Source organism: Streptomyces sp. NBC_00572 (assembly GCF_026341815.1).
Classification (GTDB): Bacteria; Actinomycetota; Actinomycetes; order Streptomycetales; family Streptomycetaceae; genus Streptomyces.
Genome location: NZ_JAPENX010000001.1, coordinates 6,081,767 through 6,096,520, shown reverse-complemented (window position 1 = coordinate 6,096,520; position 14,754 = coordinate 6,081,767). Strand labels below are relative to the sequence as shown.

Annotated in this window: 14 protein-coding genes; 9 read left to right on the top strand and 5 right to left on the bottom strand. The window is 71.5% G+C overall.

The features are described from left to right. Positions 1–40: 40 nt before the first annotated feature. A complete protein-coding gene (locus tag OG514_RS27795; RefSeq protein ID WP_266899437.1) occupies positions 41–1,552 on the bottom strand; it encodes an MDR family MFS transporter in 1,512 nt (503 codons plus the stop codon). Positions 1,553–1,558: 6 nt separating this feature from the next. Then, positions 1,559–2,503 carry an NAD(P)/FAD-dependent oxidoreductase gene (locus tag OG514_RS27790; RefSeq protein ID WP_266899436.1) on the bottom strand — a complete coding sequence of 315 codons (945 nt, stop codon included), beginning with the start codon at positions 2,501–2,503 and terminating at the stop codon, positions 1,559–1,561. Positions 2,504–2,575: 72 nt separating this feature from the next. Between OG514_RS27790 and OG514_RS27785 the strand changes: the two genes are divergently transcribed. After that, complete coding sequence (locus OG514_RS27785) at positions 2,576–3,034, top strand: MerR family transcriptional regulator (RefSeq protein ID WP_266899435.1); 459 nt, start codon at positions 2,576–2,578, stop codon at positions 3,032–3,034. 90 nt (positions 3,035–3,124) lie between these two features. On the opposite strand, the gene OG514_RS27780 is transcribed toward OG514_RS27785, so the two are convergent. Further along, a complete protein-coding gene (locus tag OG514_RS27780; RefSeq protein WP_266899434.1) occupies positions 3,125–4,360 on the bottom strand; it encodes a cytochrome P450 in 1,236 nt (411 codons plus the stop codon). A 153-nt stretch (positions 4,361–4,513) separates the two neighbouring features. Between OG514_RS27780 and OG514_RS27775 the strand changes: the two genes are divergently transcribed. The 3 genes from OG514_RS27775 to OG514_RS27765 all read left to right on the top strand — a co-directional run bounded on the left by OG514_RS27775 (position 4,514) and on the right by OG514_RS27765 (position 7,718). Continuing rightward, the gene (locus tag OG514_RS27775; protein ID WP_266899433.1) at positions 4,514–5,608 is read left to right on the top strand and encodes a hypothetical protein; all 1,095 of its coding nucleotides are present in this window, start codon (positions 4,514–4,516) and stop codon (positions 5,606–5,608) included. A gap of 77 nt (positions 5,609–5,685) precedes the next feature. Then, positions 5,686–6,885, top strand: coding sequence for an NAD(P)/FAD-dependent oxidoreductase (locus OG514_RS27770; protein ID WP_266899432.1), 1,200 nt, complete (start codon positions 5,686–5,688; stop codon positions 6,883–6,885). Next, on the top strand, positions 6,882–7,718 hold the full coding sequence (locus OG514_RS27765; protein ID WP_266899431.1) for an ester cyclase: 837 nt from the start codon (positions 6,882–6,884) through the stop codon (positions 7,716–7,718). Before OG514_RS27770 ends, OG514_RS27765 begins: the two co-directional genes overlap by 4 nt. Positions 7,719–7,826: 108 nt before the next feature. On the opposite strand, the gene OG514_RS27760 is transcribed toward OG514_RS27765, so the two are convergent. Both OG514_RS27760 and OG514_RS27755 read right to left on the bottom strand, forming a co-directional pair. Continuing rightward, positions 7,827–9,074, bottom strand: a complete 1,248-nt coding sequence (locus tag OG514_RS27760; RefSeq protein WP_266899430.1) for a cytochrome P450 — start codon at positions 9,072–9,074, stop codon at positions 7,827–7,829. After that, complete coding sequence (locus OG514_RS27755) at positions 9,071–10,327, bottom strand: NAD(P)/FAD-dependent oxidoreductase (protein ID WP_266899429.1); 1,257 nt, start codon at positions 10,325–10,327, stop codon at positions 9,071–9,073. Before OG514_RS27755 ends, OG514_RS27760 begins: the two co-directional genes overlap by 4 nt. 295 nt (positions 10,328–10,622) lie before the next feature. Between OG514_RS27755 and OG514_RS27750 the strand changes: the two genes are divergently transcribed. From OG514_RS27750 to OG514_RS27730, 5 genes are read left to right on the top strand one after another with little or no spacing between them, the layout of a single operon-like run. Further along, positions 10,623–11,054 (top strand): SCP2 sterol-binding domain-containing protein, encoded by a 432-nt coding sequence (locus OG514_RS27750; RefSeq protein ID WP_266899428.1) that lies wholly within the window; start codon positions 10,623–10,625, stop codon positions 11,052–11,054. A 32-nt stretch (positions 11,055–11,086) separates the two neighbouring features. Beyond that, positions 11,087–12,016, top strand: coding sequence for an LLM class F420-dependent oxidoreductase (locus OG514_RS27745; RefSeq protein ID WP_266899427.1), 930 nt, complete (start codon positions 11,087–11,089; stop codon positions 12,014–12,016). A gap of 43 nt (positions 12,017–12,059) precedes the next feature. Next, positions 12,060–12,329: an acyl carrier protein gene (locus OG514_RS27740; RefSeq protein WP_266899425.1), complete on the top strand. Its 270-nt coding sequence runs from the start codon at positions 12,060–12,062 to the stop codon at positions 12,327–12,329. A gap of 5 nt (positions 12,330–12,334) precedes the next feature. Then, the gene (locus OG514_RS27735; protein WP_266899423.1) at positions 12,335–13,618 is read left to right on the top strand and encodes a beta-ketoacyl synthase; all 1,284 of its coding nucleotides are present in this window, start codon (positions 12,335–12,337) and stop codon (positions 13,616–13,618) included. Continuing rightward, on the top strand, positions 13,615–14,754 hold the full coding sequence (locus OG514_RS27730; RefSeq protein WP_266899421.1) for a beta-ketoacyl synthase N-terminal-like domain-containing protein: 1,140 nt from the start codon (positions 13,615–13,617) through the stop codon (positions 14,752–14,754). The genes OG514_RS27735 and OG514_RS27730 overlap by 4 nt, the downstream gene beginning before the upstream one ends.

Genomic DNA, 14,754 nt, shown 5'->3' with positions numbered 1-14,754 from the left:
AGAAGCCCGCACGGCTTCTCGTCCGCCGTTTGCCTGGTGGTCAGGCGGTGCCGGGTTCGGGCGTGCTGCCGGCCGGCTTCCGGTCGTCGGAGTCCTGGTCGGTGCCCTGCTGGGCGGCGCCGGTCCGGGGCAGCAGACCGATGAGGAGGGTGAGCAGCAGGGCCAGGGGCACGCCCCAGACGAAGACTTCCGGGATGGCGGCCGCGGTGGACTCCGGGGTCACCGGGCCGTCACCGATCTCGCGGCTGAGCAGGCTGCCGAAGAGGGCGACGCCGATCGCCATGCCGAGTCCCCGGATGGAGAGGTTGGCGGCGGTGGTGGCGGCGAGGTCGGGCGGCGCGGCGGCGTTCTGGGAGACCACCACGAGGTTCTGCATGAGGAGGCCGAACCCGACGCCGAGGATCACCATGGCGCCCGCGACCACGAGGTACGGACTGTCGAGGTCGAGCATGCCGAGCACCAGGAAGGCGACGGCCAGCACCCCGGCTCCGGTGAGGAGATAGGGCTTGAACCTTCCGCTGGCGCCGGCTTTGCCGCCCGCGACGGCGGAGACCACGAGGAACGGGATGAAGTACGGGTTGAGCGCGAGGCCGGCTTCGGTGGCGCTCATGTCGTACGCGGTCTGCAGGAAGGTCGGCATGTAGACGACGGAGCCGTACAGGAGCATGCCGAGGATGGCCGTGGCGGGCAGTACCAGCCGCAGTGAGGGGTTGGTGAACAGCCGCATCGGCAGCAGGGGGTTCTCGGCCCTGCCCTCCCACCACACGAACAGGGCGAAGAGGGCGAGGCAGCCGGCGATCAGGCCGAGGATGAGCCCGGAGGTCCAGTCGTGGTCCCGTCCGCCCCACTGGGTGATGAGGAGCAGGCTCACCACGCCGCCGATGAGCAGCGCGGAGCCGCCCAGGTCGACCTTCTCGCCCGCGGCGGCGCGCGGCAGCCGGAGCGCGAAGGCGCACAGGAGCACCGAGATGATGCCCAGGGGCACGTTGATGTAGAAGATCCAGCGCCATCCGGCGGTGTCCGTGATGGCTCCGCCGGCCAGGGGGCCGCCGACACTGGCGATGGCGAAGACGGCTCCGGTGAGGCCCTGGACCTTGCCGCGCAGATGCTTCGGGTACAGCTCGGAGAGGGTGACGGTCGGGATGACGAAGAGGGCGCCGGCTCCGATGCCCTGGAGCACCCGGGCCGCGATCAGCTGGGGCATGGTCTGGGCCATGCCGCACAGCAGGGAGGCGACGACGAAGAGGAGGACGGCGATGACGAAGAGGGGTCGCCGCCCGTATCGGTCGCTCAGCCGCCCGTACAGGGTGCCGGTCGCGGTGGACGCGAGGACGTACGCGGTGACGACCCAGCTGAAGGAGTCGGCGCCGCCGATGTCGGCGGCGATGTCGGGCAGGGCGATGGCGACGACCGTCTGGTCGAGTACGGAGAGCAGCATGCCGAGTACGAGGCCCGCGGAGGCGAGCGGCACGATGCTGCGGTGGGCCGGTTCCCCGGCGCCGGTGTCCCCGGGCCGGTCGGCGGAGGGTTCGGCGGTGGTGCGTTCTGACATCGTGGGTCACGCCCTCCCGGACGCAAACGGGTTGGGAAGTTTGAAGTCGGCACTGACCAGGTCCTGGTCGATGACGCTGCCGGCGACGGTTCCGCTGGCCGCGGCCGCGACGACGGCGGCGAGCGGTATGGGCACGGTGGCGCGTCGGGCCATGTCCCCCGCGGCGTAGACGCCGGGGACGCTGGTCTGGGCGAACTCGTTCACCTCGACGCAGCCGTCGGGGAAGTCGGCGCAGCCGAGTCGCTCGGCGAAGTCGGACCGCTGGTGGAGCGTGGTCTTGATGAACACGGCGTCCCGGTCGAGCGAGGTGCCGTCGTCGAAGACGATGCGGCGGAGCTGGGTGCCCTCGTGCTCCAGCCGGGCGACCGGGGCGCACTGCACGGCGACGCCGTTGGCCTCCAGGACGCTCTGCATGACCGGTTCCAGGGAGGCTCCGCCGGTGCACAGGGCGATGTCGTCGGTGAAGCGGCTCAGGTGGAGCGCGAGCCTGACCCGCTCCGGTGCCGCGCCGAGTACGGCGATGCGGCTGCCGCTCGCCTCGAAGCCGTGGCAGTACGGGCAGTGGAAGGCGCTCTTGCCCCACAGCACGTCCACGCCCTGGACGTCGGGGAGTTCGTCGCGCAGTCCGGTGGCCAGGAGGAGCCGGCGCGATTCGTGCAGCGCGCCGTCTTCGAGCCGGACCTCGAAGTGGTCGTCGCCGAGGCGGCGGACCGAGGTCGCGGCCGTGGCGACGGACTGGACCGTCGGATACTGGCGCAGGTTCTCGTGGCCCAGGTCGCGCAGGACCTGCGGGGGCGTGCCGTCGTGCGTGAGGAAGTTGTGCACGGCGTCGGCCGGGGCGTTGCGGCCCTGTCCGCTGTCCAGGAGCAGCACCGTGCGGTGGGCCCGCCCCAGGGTCAGTGCTGCGGACATTCCGGCGGGTCCCCCGCCGACGATGATCACGTCAAGCATGATTCCTCCTGTCTCAGCGGAGACGTGATGCGTCCCCTTGACCTGGACCCAACTCTGCAAGTTAATGTCAACATGAAGTCAAGTGCCGACGAGACATCCATGACCATCGGCGAGCTGGCCGACCGGTTCGCCCTGCGCACCCATGTGCTGCGGCACTGGGAGGCGACGGGGCTGCTGTCCCCCGCGGAGCGGGTGAACGGGCGCCGTCGTTACAGCACGCGCCACATCGCCCGGGTAGCGATGATCGTCCGGGGCAAGGCCGCCGGCTTCAGCCTGGAGCAGCTGCGCGCCGTGCTGGACGCGTCCGACGCGGCGGAGCGGCGGGTGCTGCTGCTTGAGCAGCGCGCGGAGCTGGAGCGGCGCATGGAGGAGATCGCGGCGTCGAAGACGCTGATCGAGCACGCCCTCGAATGCAAGGCGAAGGACTTCACCGAGTGCCCCGGCTTCCGCAAGCTGGTCGAACAGCTGGCCAACGGCCCGGCGGCGACTCCGGTGGAGACCCCGGGGCTGCGCGGGCATCTCCCCGGGTGAGCGCGGACGCCGGGGCCCGGCAGCCTCCGGCCTGATCCGACGGGAGTCGTCGGACACGACCTACGGGCTGCCGGGCCGGGGTGGGACGGGTCAGCGGATGCCGGAGAAGGAGACCGACATCTTCTCGGGGCCGCGCAGGATGACGTGCGGCCGGTATTCGAGCGACTCCTCGACCAGCTTGGGGTCGACGACCCGGGTCACGAACGCCTGGAGGGCGATGACGGCCTCCAGCTTGCCCAGGTTGGCGCCCAGGCAGCGGTGCGGACCGCTGGAGAACGACAGGTGGTCCAGACGCTGCCCGGTGGCCCGGGTGATGTCGAACCGGTCGGGGTCCGGGAACACCTCCGGGTCCCGGTTCGCGGCCGCCGCCAGGAGCAGGACGTCCATGCCCTCCGGGATCTCGAAGTCGTCCAGCACGATGCGTTCCTTCGCCATCCGGTGCAGCATCTGCACGGACGGCTCGAAGCGCAGGATCTCCTCGACCGCGGCGAACGCCAGCGAGGGGTCCTCCCGCAGCATGGCCAGCTGCTCCGGGTGGCGCAGCAGCAGCAGGATGCCGTGCGTGATCAGGTTCGCGGTGGTCTCGTGGCCGGCCATCACCAGCAGCGCGAGCGTCGCGAGCAGCTCGGTCTCGGTGAGCCGGTCGCCCTCGGCCTCGGCGCGCACCAGCCGGGCGAGGAGGCCGTCGTCGTCGGCCCCGCCGTCGGCGATGAGGTCACGGAAGTACTGGTAGAAGGCGGCCCTGGTCTCGGTGTCCTCCTTGTCGATCTCCGGCGAGCGGTTGGCGGCCATCAGCGGGTCGAGCGCCCGCCCGAGGACCGTCGACCAGGTGCCGAAGACCTTGTGGTCCTCCGCGGGGACGCCGAGCATCTCGCAGATGACCCGTACCGGTACGGGGTAGGAGAAGACGCTCGGGATGTCGACCGGCGACCCGCTCTGCGCCACCTGGGTGACGAGGTCGTCGGCGATGCCGCGGATGTGGGTCTCCAGGCTCTGCACCATGCGGGGGGTGAACGCCTGGGTCACCAGACCTCGCAGCCGGGTGTGGTCCGGCGGGTCGAGGAAGGTCATGACCTCCTTGCGGGACTCCACGGCGTCCGTGCTGAGGATCTTGGACTTGCTGCGGTCGGCGCTGGCCGCCGGGTGCCGCAGCATGGCGTCCACGTCCTTGTGCCGCCCCAGCACCATCAGCGCCCCGTCCATGGCCAGGAACGGCGACGCCTCGCGCAGCTGGTGCAGGTGGGCGTACGGGTCGGCGCGGTTGTCCGGGTCGAAGAAGGCTGCCAGGTGGTCTTCCGGTGTCTGGGCCGGGGTCGTCTGCGTCATGAGGCCGAGGGTGTCTCGCGGGAGCCCCGGGAGACACCCACCGACGCCGTGGTCGTTCGGGCACCTCGCGTGCACCCCCCAAAGGGGACTCCCGTGGCTCCCGGGACGGCCGCAGGGTAGCCGTCCATGGGATCCGTTGCGCTCAGTTCCGCGATGACCACACACTCAGCGAGGCCGCCGAAGGGCACGGCCTTCGACGCCTGGCGAAACTGGCGGGACCACGAGGGTGCCGAGGGCATCGTCGCCGCCGGCATCCTGGCGGCCAACGCCCGCAACGTACAGCCGTGGCGGTTCGCCGTCGACGCGGACGACGAGGGCGGCGGCCGACTGCGTCTGTACGCCGACCTGTCGCGCCGTCAGGGTGCTCTCGATCCGTTCGACCGGGAGCTGTACGTGGGCCTCGGCTGCGCCCTGGAGAACATGGTGCTGGCCGCCCGGGCCCGCGGGTTCGCCCCGCACGTGGAGCTGCTCCCCGACGACGGGGATCCGGCACACGCCGCCACCGTACGGCTGGAGCCCGGTGAGGCGACGGCGTCCGAGCTGTACGACGCCATCCCCTACCGGCACACCAACCGCGGCCCGTTCCGTCCGCAGGCCCTGCCCGAGCCCGTGCTCCAGGAGATCGCCGGTCTCGGCCGGGCCGATCTGCCCGCGCCGGCGCTGCTCTGGTTCTCCGAGGAGAAGGACCGTACGCGGGTCGCCGAGCATCTGACGGCCGCGACGGAGGCGATCATCGCCGACGAGGACCAGTCCCTCGCCGGACACCGGTGGTTCCGCAAGAGCGACCGGGACATCGAGCGCAGCCCCGACGGGATGACCGTCGACACCCAGGGCATGCCGCCGCTGCTGAGCGCCCTGGGCAAGCGGCTTCCCTCGCCGTCCCGGCGTACCGCCGACCGGTTCTGGCTGCGCCAGACCCGCGAGGTCCATCTGCCCACCGCGGCCGCGTTCGGGATGGTCACGGTCCCGGACGCGACGAGCCTCCGGGACCGGATCCAGGGCGGCCGGCTGCTCCAGCGCATCCATCTGTTCGCGACCGCCCGGGGGCTCGCCGTCGGGCATCTCAACATGATGACGGTCCGGGCCGATCGCGAGCGCCAGACCGGGCAGCCGCCCCGGTTCGACTCCGTGCTCGCCGAGCTCGTCGGCGACCCGGACCGGCAGACCCTCGTCACCTTCCGCATCGGCCACCCGGCACAGCCGGCGGCCGCCGCGCCGCGCAGGTCCGTCGCCGCGGTGCTGCGGTGAGCTCCGGCTCCCGGAAGGGCATCACCCACCGTCCGGCGGAGCCGTCCGCCACCAACGCCGAGGAGGCGTGATACCTGATGTACGACGCGATAGTCGTCGGTGCCCGGTGCGCGGGAGCCACCACTGCCATGCTGCTGGCCAGGGCCGGCCACCGGGTTCTGCTCCTGGACCGGGCCCAGTTCCCCAGCGACACCATGTCGACCCACTACGTCCACCAGCCCACGGTCGCGCGGCTGGCCCGCTGGGGCCTGCTGGAACGCCTCACGGCCACCGGCTGTCCCCCGCTGGACATCGCCCGCTGGACCCTGAACGACGTCACGATCACCGGCTGCGCGCCGCCGGTGGACGGCATCAGGACCGCGTACGGTCCGCGCCGGTTCGTCCTCGACACGCTGCTGGTGAACGCGGCCTGCGAGGCCGGCGCCGAACTGCGGGAGCAGACCAAGGTGACCGAGGTGCTCCGGGACGGCGACCGGGTCGTGGGCGTCAGGGCCCGCGGCACGGACGGCCGGGAGTACACCGAGCACGCGCGGGTGGTGATCGGGGCGGACGGTGTCGACTCGACGGTGGCCCGCGCGGTCGGAGCCCGCAAGTACGAGGAGGCCCCGACCCTGAACTGCCTCTACTACACGTACTGGGGCGGGCTCAAGGCCGACTACGAGGTGTACGTGACGGGTCGCCGCGCGATCGGAGTCGTCCCCACCAACGACGACAACGTGATGATCGGCATCCAGTGGCCGCGGGCGGAGTTCGACGAGGTCCGCAAGGACGTCGAGGGCTCCTACCTCAAGGCGCTGGAGGCGACCGCGCCGGAGCTGGCCGAGCGGGCGCGGGCCGGGGAGCGCACGGCCCGGTTCAACGGCACGGGCCGGCTGCCGAACTTCTTCCGGCAGGCGAGCGGGCCGGGCTGGGTGCTGGTGGGCGACTCGGGATTCCACAAGGACCCCGTGGGGGCCTTCGGCATCAGCGACGCCATCCGGCACGCCGAGCTGCTCGCGGGGCTGCTGAGCCCCGCCCTGGGCGGTGAACTGCCGCTGGACCAGGCCCTGGAGACGTTCGCCGTCGAGCGCGACGAGGACGCCATGCCGGAGTACTTCTTCAACCTCCAGGCGGCCCAGCTGGATCCGATGCCGGAGCTGCTGGACATCCTGCGGGTGATCTCCGGCGACCAGGACCAGGTGGACCGGTTCTTCGGCCTGATCGCCGGCCAGTTCACCTGGGACGCGTTCTTCACCCCTGAACTCATCGAACGGGCAAGTGCCGGGAGGACGACATGACCGATACGACGCGCAGCAGCAACGCCGAGCTGATCCAGCGGCTCTACACCGAGGTGTACAACGTGCACCGGCTCGACCGCATGCCCGAGTTCTACGCGAAGGACGTCCTCAACCACGGCGGCCAGGGCGAGGTGGGCGCGGACGCCCTGCGCAACCGGGTGGGCATGATGTTCACCGCGTTCCCCGACGCGGTGGCCGAGGTCGAGCACATCGTGACCCAGAACGACCGGGTGCTGGTGTTCCTGCGCTGGACCGGGCACCTGACCGGTTCGGAGGAGGAGATGACGCTCTTCACGGCCAACCTCTACCGCGTCCGGGACGGTGAGATCGCCGAGCACTGGAGCGTGGTGGACCAGTCCGGGCTCACCCGGTTCGGCATGCCGGCGGGCGATCAGACCCAGCCCGCCGGAAAGCCCGACTGGGCGGCCACCGAGACCGAGCAGGCCAACATGCGGCTGGTCCTGAAGGTCTGGGACGAGCTGATGCAGCAGCACCTGCTCGACCGTGCGGACGACTACTACCGGCAGGACTACATCCAGCACAACGCCTTCGCCGCCCAGTCGGGAGGCGGGCTGAAGGGGATGAAGGACTTCTTCGCCGGTCTGTTCGCGCTGGCGCCCGATCTGACCGGGGAGATCACCCAGATCATCGCGCAGGACGACCTGGTGGGCATCTTCTGCGTCTGGCGGGGTCACGAGGCGTCCAGCGGCCGTGAACTGCTGCTGCACACCGCCGATCTCCTGCGCGTCCAGGACGGGCTGATAGCCGAGCACTGGGACGTCATGGACTACGCGGCGGTCGCCGACTTCGGGGTCGCCCCGCAGAACGGCTGACGGCCACCACGAGGAAGAAGGCCCCGGATGATTCCGGGGCCTTCTTGCGCGGTACCGATGCGCCGTGCGTACGTGGTGTCCGGATGCGGTGTACGGGAACGCCCGGGTTCAGCCGAGCGGGGCCACCGTCACGGGCAGTTCGGCCAGCCGACGCTGCATGAACAGCGGCAGCCACACGGGCCGTTCGACGGCCTCCGACTCCAGGGCGACGGGCCAGGCCGCGAGTGCCTCCATCATCAGCGTCCCCTGCTGCTTGGCCAGGGCCGCCCCGAGGCAGTAGTGCAGACCGTGGCCCAGTGCGAGATGGCGGGCCCCCGAGCGGGTGATGTCGAAGCGGTCCGGGTCCGGGTAGACCGCCGGATCCCGGTTGGCGGCGCCGATGAAGGTGAGCACCCGGCTGTCGGCCGGGATGACCCTGCCGCCCACCTCGATGTCCTCGGCCGTCCAGCGCCCGCCGCCGGCCGTGGCGAGTTGCAGCGGGCTCTCGTACCGCATGACCTCCTCGGCCGCGGTGGCCGCGAGTTCGGGCCGGGCACGCAGCAGTGCCAGCTGGTCCGGATGGCGCAGGAAGGTCAGGACGGCGCTGGCGGTGAAGGCCACCAGCGTCTCGTGCCCCGAGATGAAGATCAGGATGACGTTGGCGTGCAGCTCGTCGCGGCTCAGCAGTCCCTCGCGCTCGGCCTCCAGGAGCGAGGAGAAGAGGTCGTCACCGGGGTCGGCGCGGCGCCGCTCGGCGAGTCGCCCGATGTAGGCGTCGAACGCCTCGAACGCCTCGACGGCCCGCTCGATCGAACCCGGGTCGGCCGGGATGTCGGCGGCGGGGGACATCGCCTGGCCCCAGTCCCGCAGCTGCGGCAGGTCCTCGCGCGGGATGCCGAGCAGATCGCCGATCGCCTGGAGCGAGACGGGGAACGCCAGGTCGTCGACCACCTCGAGGCCGCCTCGGCGCACGGCCTCGCCGAGGATGCGGTCGGCCGCCTCCCGGGCGTCGGCCAGGACTCCCTGGAGCCGCGGTGACGCGAAGGGGCGGCGGGTCAGGTTGCGCAGCCGGGTGTGGTCGGGCGGGTCCTGGAACAGCAGCGTCTGGTTCATCGAGCGCAGCGACTCGGGCACGATCGTCGCCAGCAGTTCGGCGACCGGCGCGGGCGGCCGCAGCAGCAGCCGCGGATCCGCGAGCACCGCGGAGGCGTCCGCGTGGCCGCTCACGACGTAGGAGTCGAGGTAGTCCCAGTGGACGGGCCCTCCCAGCTCGCGGATCCGGGCGTACTCGGGGTAGGGATCGGCGCGGAACTCCGGTGTGTAGGGGTCGAAGTCCTTCAGGGAGGGCGGGAAGTCGTGGTCCTGTCGGTCGGTCATCGGGTCCCTTCCGTACCGGTGATCTCGGCCAGCGCTTCTGCCGGCAGCCGGGCGAGCATGGACAGCAGGTTGTCCGGGGCGAAGAACTCCTCGGCGGGCACGGTGCCGGCGATGACTCCGAAGAACCGGTCGGCCTCGTCGCGGTTCTCGGCCAGGACCCGGACGAGCTGTCGCGTCATGGGGTCGAACTCGAAACTCGCCGCCTCGCAGGTGAACTCGTAGATGAGTTCCGAGGCGGCGTTGCGGAGACGCTCGTAGCCGGCCATCGCCGTGTCCCAGTCGGTGTGGCCGGAGCGCACCTCGTGGACGGCGTGGGCGAGCAGCTCGGCGTCGCGCCAGGCGTCGCTGATGCCCTGTCCCGTCAGCGGGTCCTTGTGGTAGCCGGCGTCGCCGACCAGGGCCCAGCCGGGCCCGTACGGCTTGCGGTAGAAGTTCTCCAGCGACGCGCTGCCCCGGAAGCGCTCCACGCGTTCGGCGCCGTCGGCGAGTTCGCTCGCCAGGGCGGGAGCCGCCTCCTCGATGGCCTTGAGGTAGTGGCGCTCGATGTCCGAGCGGTACTCGCCGAAGAAGTCGTGCGGGCGCGCCGCCTGGATGAGATAGGCGTCGTCGTGGGTGGGGATCACCCCGATCTGCTTGTCGCCCTCCAGGAACACCTCGTTGCGGTGGCGGCGTTCGGGCCGCAGCCCCCGCCAGTAGGTGTAGTAGACGACGGTGAGCGGCGGCCGGCTGTTGTACTTCTCGGCGCCGGTCTCCCGGGCGACCAGGGAGTCCCGTCCGTCCGCTCCGATCACGATCGGCGCGGACAGGGTGTGCTCGGCGCCGCCCTGCTCCTGGCAGCGGACGCCGGTGACCCGCCCGTCGTCGGCGCGGACGAGGGACCGGACGGTGCAGCTCTCCCGGACCTCCGCGCCGGCTTCCCGTGCGGCGTCGACGAGCAGGGCGTCGAGGACGGTACGGCGCGGTGCGAGGGCCATGGCGATGTCGCCGTGCGGCGGCGCGAAGCCGCGGACCGAGGTCTCCCCGAACCACCACAGGGCCTCGGTGACCGGTGGACAGCCGGTGGCCGTCAACCGGTCGAGCAGGCCCCAGCGTCGGAGCCTGGCGAGGCCGCTCGGCTGTACGTAGTGGGTCGACACGGTGTCGCGGGGGAAGGACGCCCGGTCGAGCACGACGACCCGGTACCCCTTGCGGGCGAGGAGCATCGCGAGGGGGGATCCCGCACAGCGGGCTCCCACGACAATGACGTCGTACATACAACCTCCGCGGGTACGTCCAGGCGGCGGCCGCCCCGCGGGCGGCTCGACGACCGCCGGTGCCCCGCACAGCAAAGCGGCGCCCGGGGCACGCCCACAGCCCCCAAGGGGGTGCCCACTCGGGCGGGCCCATCGGTCGGGCGCACCAGCCGCTCCCGGCGGGGCACAGATCCACCGCCCTGACGGCTCTGCCACCGGCTCCCCGCGACCGGCAGCGTGAGGGACCGTCCGACCCGCGTCGGGACTCCGGCCGGGGCCGTCGCCCCGGACGCAGGCGATCACGAGGAGTGTGGCCATGGCCCTGGACACCAGCAGGTTCGAACAGATCAAGGAGATCGCGGGAAGCAAGAAGGAGGACGACGTCCTGGCCTTCGCCCGGAGTCAGGAGGGCGGCATCGCCGGACTTCTCGACGACGTCTTCGGCAACATGCCCGACGCCTTCCGCGCGGATCGTGCCAAGGGCCAGGAGGCCTCCTTCCAGTACGAGGTCAGGACCCCGGACGGAGTGCACGAGTACTTCGTGAAGATCTCCGGCGACACCTGCGAGACCGGCCGGGGCCGGGTCGAGTCGCCGAAGCTGACGACTTCGCTCGCCCTGCACACCTTCCTCAAGCTGCTCACGGGCCGGCTCAACGGCATGCAGGCCTTCCTGGGCGGCAAGGTCAAGCTCTCCGGCAACACGCTGTACGCCGCGAAGCTGGAGCACTGGTTCGAGCGGCCGGCCTGACCCGGTACCACTCCACGCGCCGAAGGGACGCCATGAAACTGGGCATCGCACTTCCCACCGTCGGTCCGCCGGGCCGCCGCCGCTATGTACTCGAGGTCGCGCGCGCCGCCGACCGGCTGGGCTTCGACTCCGTCTGGGTCAGCAGCCATGTCGCCCTGCCCCGGCAGCGCGAGAGCACCTGCCTGTATCCGAGGGCGAAGACCGCGGACGCCTACAACTGGGGCGTCGCCTGGCTGGAGCCGATCGCCGTGATGGGCCTGGTGGCCGGTGCCACCGAGCGCGTCAGGATCGGCACCCACGTCCTGGCACTGCCGTACCGCAACCCGGTCATCCTGGCCTCCGAACTCGCCTCGCTGGACCAGCTGTCGATGGGCCGGGCGATCCTGGGCGCCGGAATCGGCTGGATGGACGAGGAGTTCCGGACCGTGGGCGTTCCGCGCAAGGAGCGCGGGGTCCGCACGGACGAGGCCATCGAGGTCATGCGGACGCTGTGGGCCGCCAAGCATCCGACCTCGTTCCACGGCCGGTTCACCGATTTCGACGACATGTGGCTGGCCTCCCGGCCGTACACGGCGAAGGGACCGCCGATCTACGTCGGCGGCAACACCGATCCCGCTCTGCGACGCGTGGCCCGGTACGGCGAGGGATGGCTCGCCCACGAGGTCTATCCGGAGGAACTGCCGGCGGCCCGGGACACCCTCGCGCGCTTCGCGGAGGAGGCCGGCCGCGACCCGGCGGCCATCGAGATCACGGTGCGCCGTGCGCTCGTCCCGCCCTTCGAGGTCATGGACTTCATGTCCGACCGGGTCAGCATCCGGGGCACGGCCGAGCAGGTGGCCGAGCAGCTGGACGCGTATCGCTCGTGCGGCGTCTCGATGATGGTGCTGGACCTGTCCATGCGCCCCTCGGAGATCGTCGAAACCATGGAATGGCTGGTCAAAGACGTCCTCGTGCAGCTGTGAACGTCACCCGCCGCCCCCTCGACCACTCACTTACGGAGATGAGATGACCACGTCGGACAACGCCGCCAGCACCTCCGAGCGCCGCGAGCAGATCACGAAGCTGCTCTGCGACATCCTGGAGATCGACCCGGCGGAGATCACCGAGACCAGTCTGTTCAAGGAGGACCACGGGGCCGACTCGCTCCGGGCGATCGAGATCCTCGCCGCACTGGAGCGCACCTTCGACATCACGATCGACCAGGCCGAGCTCAGCCGCATGGTCAATCTCGAAGGCGTCGAGTCGGTCGTGGACCAGGCTCAGTCGGCGCGGTGACCCCCGTGTCCACCAGCCCGCCCGGCGGGAACGACCGGGAACGGCACGAGCCCGTACGGGTGGTCATCACCGGTCTGGGCACCGTCACCAGCATCGGCATCGGGGTCGGGGAGTTCCTCGCGGGGCTGCGCGAGGGCCATAACGGCGCTCAGCCCATCACCGCGTTCGACACCACCGGTTTCGACTACGCCAACGGCTGCGAGGTCACCGGCTTCGACCCCGCCGAGTGGATCACCCATGTCGCTCCCGAGACGCTCGGCCGGGCCACGCAGTTCTCGGTCGCCGCGGCCGTGATGGCCGTACGGGACGCCGGGATGCCCGTCGAGGAGCTGCGCGAGCGCCGTGCCCTGGTGTGCGTGGGGACGACCGACGGGGAGTCGGCGGATCTCGACCGACTGGTGGAGGCCCAGCTGACCGACGGACCCGAGCGGCTCGACCCGGTGGTCGCCCGCCGGGTGCCGGCCGGGCGGCTCACCGCCGCGGTGGTGGGCGAACTCGGGCTGGTGGACGTGGAGGCCACGACCCTGGCGACGGCCTGCGCCGCGGGCAACTACGCGATCGGCTACGGGCTGGACGCCCTGCGGGGCGGCGATGTCGACGTGGCGCTGGTCGGCGGTGCCGACGCGATGTGCCGCAAGACGTTCACCGGTTTCTACCGGCTGGGCACCATCGCTCCGGAGGCCTGCCAGCCGTTCGACGTCAACCGCAAGGGAATCCTCACCGGTGAGGGCGCGGGCGTCCTGCTCCTGGAGACGCTGGACTCCGCGCTGGCCCGGGGCGCCCGGATCTACGCCGAGGTGCTCGGGTACGGGCTCAACTGCGACGCCCATCACCCGGTGGCGCCGGACCGGGACAGCATCGCCCGGTGCATGGAACTGGCGCACGCGAGCGCCGGGGTGAAGCCCGACGAGATCGACTTCATCTCGGCGCACGGCACCGGCACCAGGGCCAACGACGTGACGGAGGCGGCGGCGATCCGCCAGGTGTTCGGTGACGGTCCGCCCAGCACCATCTCCATCAAGGCGATGATCGGCCACACGATGGGTGCCGCGAGCTCGCTGGCCTCGGCCGCGTGCGCGCTCGCGATCTCGGAGGGGTTCATCCCGCCGACGATCAACCATGTCGAGACCGATCCCGAGTGCGGCCTCGACTGTGTGCCCAACGCACCCCGGCCGGCCGAGCTGCGGGTCGTGCAGAACAACGCCCTGGCGTTCGGCGGGAACAACGCGGTGCTGATCCTCGGCGCCTACCCGGCCGGCCCGGCCCGTACGGGCGGAGGCGGCGGATGAGTGTCCTGATCACCGGCATGGGCGCGGTCACCAGCGTCGGTGCCGGCGTGGACGACACGTTCGACGCGCTGTGCGCCGGGCGCAGCGGGGTGGCCGAGCTGCGCGGCTTCGACCGGACGAAGTTCCGGGCGCGGCACGCCTACGAGATCGACGACCGGCCGGCGCCGGGTGCGGATGTGCCGCTGCGGGCGACGGGCTGGTTGCTCGACGCGGTAGCGGCCGCGCTGCGCGACGCGGAGCTGCCCGAGGACCTCGCCGGCGTCCCGGTGCTGGTGGGCACGACCCTGCGCGAGCTGCGGTCGGTCGAGCTCGGCTGGTGCGAGGCCGCCCCGTTCGAGCCGGCGGAGCTGCACTTCGGTACGGCGCTGCGCGAGCGGTTCGGGGCGGACCGTACGTACACGGTGGCGAACGCCTGCTCCGCCTCCCTGTACGCGCTGGGCCTCGGCGCGGACCTGCTCGCGCTCGGTGAGGCCGAGACCGTCGTCGTGGCCGGCGTGGACACCATCACGGAGAGCACGTACGGGCTCCTGGACCGGGTCTACCGGGAGGCCCCGGAGTCCGTGCGTCCCTTCGACCGGGACCGGCGGGGGATGCTGCAGGGCGACGGGGCGGCGGCGGTGGTGCTGCGCCGCGAGTCCGGGGAGTACGGGACGCGGGCGCACGCCCGGGTCCGTGGTGTCGGGCTGAACTGCGACGCGTACCACCCCTCCGCGCCGGACAGCGCGAGCATCGAGCGGGCCATGCGGGAGGCGTACCGGCGGGCCGGCGTCAAGGCGGGCGACATCGATCTGGTGCTGCTGCACGGTACCGGGACGCCGCTGAACGACGAGGCGGAGGCGGTGGCGCTGCGGACCGTTCTCTCCGGTGCGCCGCGCTCGCCGCGGATGACGGCGATCAAGTCGATGATCGGGCACACCGCGGGGGCGTCCGGGCTGCACAGCCTGATCACGGCCGTCCAGGCGCTGCGCTCGGGCCGGGTGCCGCCGACGCTCGGTCTGGAGCTGCCCATCGAGGAGGTGGCCGACTTCCGGCTGAGCCGGGAGCCGGCGACCGACCCGGAGCTGCGCCTCGCGCAGGTCGACTCGTTCGGGTTCGGCGGCCTCAACGCGGTGGCCGTGGTGGAGAGGATGGCTTGA

What these genes read in the sequence shown, in the direction of transcription:
- OG514_RS27740 (WP_266899425.1), top strand. Translation starts at nt 12,060, where the DNA reads ATGACCACGTCGGACAACGCCGCCAGCACCTCCGAGCGCCGCGAGCAG.
- OG514_RS27785 (WP_266899435.1), top strand. Translation starts at nt 2,576, where the DNA reads ATGAAGTCAAGTGCCGACGAGACATCCATGACCATCGGCGAGCTGGCC.
- OG514_RS27770 (WP_266899432.1), top strand. Translation starts at nt 5,686, where the DNA reads ATGTACGACGCGATAGTCGTCGGTGCCCGGTGCGCGGGAGCCACCACT.
- OG514_RS27730 (WP_266899421.1), top strand. Translation starts at nt 13,615, where the DNA reads ATGAGTGTCCTGATCACCGGCATGGGCGCGGTCACCAGCGTCGGTGCC.
- OG514_RS27775 (WP_266899433.1), top strand. Translation starts at nt 4,514, where the DNA reads ATGACCACACACTCAGCGAGGCCGCCGAAGGGCACGGCCTTCGACGCC.
- OG514_RS27790 (WP_266899436.1), bottom strand. Translation starts at nt 2,503, where the DNA reads ATGCTTGACGTGATCATCGTCGGCGGGGGACCCGCCGGAATGTCCGCA.
- OG514_RS27760 (WP_266899430.1), bottom strand. Translation starts at nt 9,074, where the DNA reads ATGACCGACCGACAGGACCACGACTTCCCGCCCTCCCTGAAGGACTTC.
- OG514_RS27765 (WP_266899431.1), top strand. Translation starts at nt 6,882, where the DNA reads ATGACCGATACGACGCGCAGCAGCAACGCCGAGCTGATCCAGCGGCTC.
- OG514_RS27795 (WP_266899437.1), bottom strand. Translation starts at nt 1,552, where the DNA reads ATGTCAGAACGCACCACCGCCGAACCCTCCGCCGACCGGCCCGGGGAC.
- OG514_RS27755 (WP_266899429.1), bottom strand. Translation starts at nt 10,327, where the DNA reads ATGTACGACGTCATTGTCGTGGGAGCCCGCTGTGCGGGATCCCCCCTC.
- OG514_RS27750 (WP_266899428.1), top strand. Translation starts at nt 10,623, where the DNA reads ATGGCCCTGGACACCAGCAGGTTCGAACAGATCAAGGAGATCGCGGGA.
- OG514_RS27780 (WP_266899434.1), bottom strand. Translation starts at nt 4,360, where the DNA reads ATGACGCAGACGACCCCGGCCCAGACACCGGAAGACCACCTGGCAGCC.
- OG514_RS27745 (WP_266899427.1), top strand. Translation starts at nt 11,087, where the DNA reads ATGAAACTGGGCATCGCACTTCCCACCGTCGGTCCGCCGGGCCGCCGC.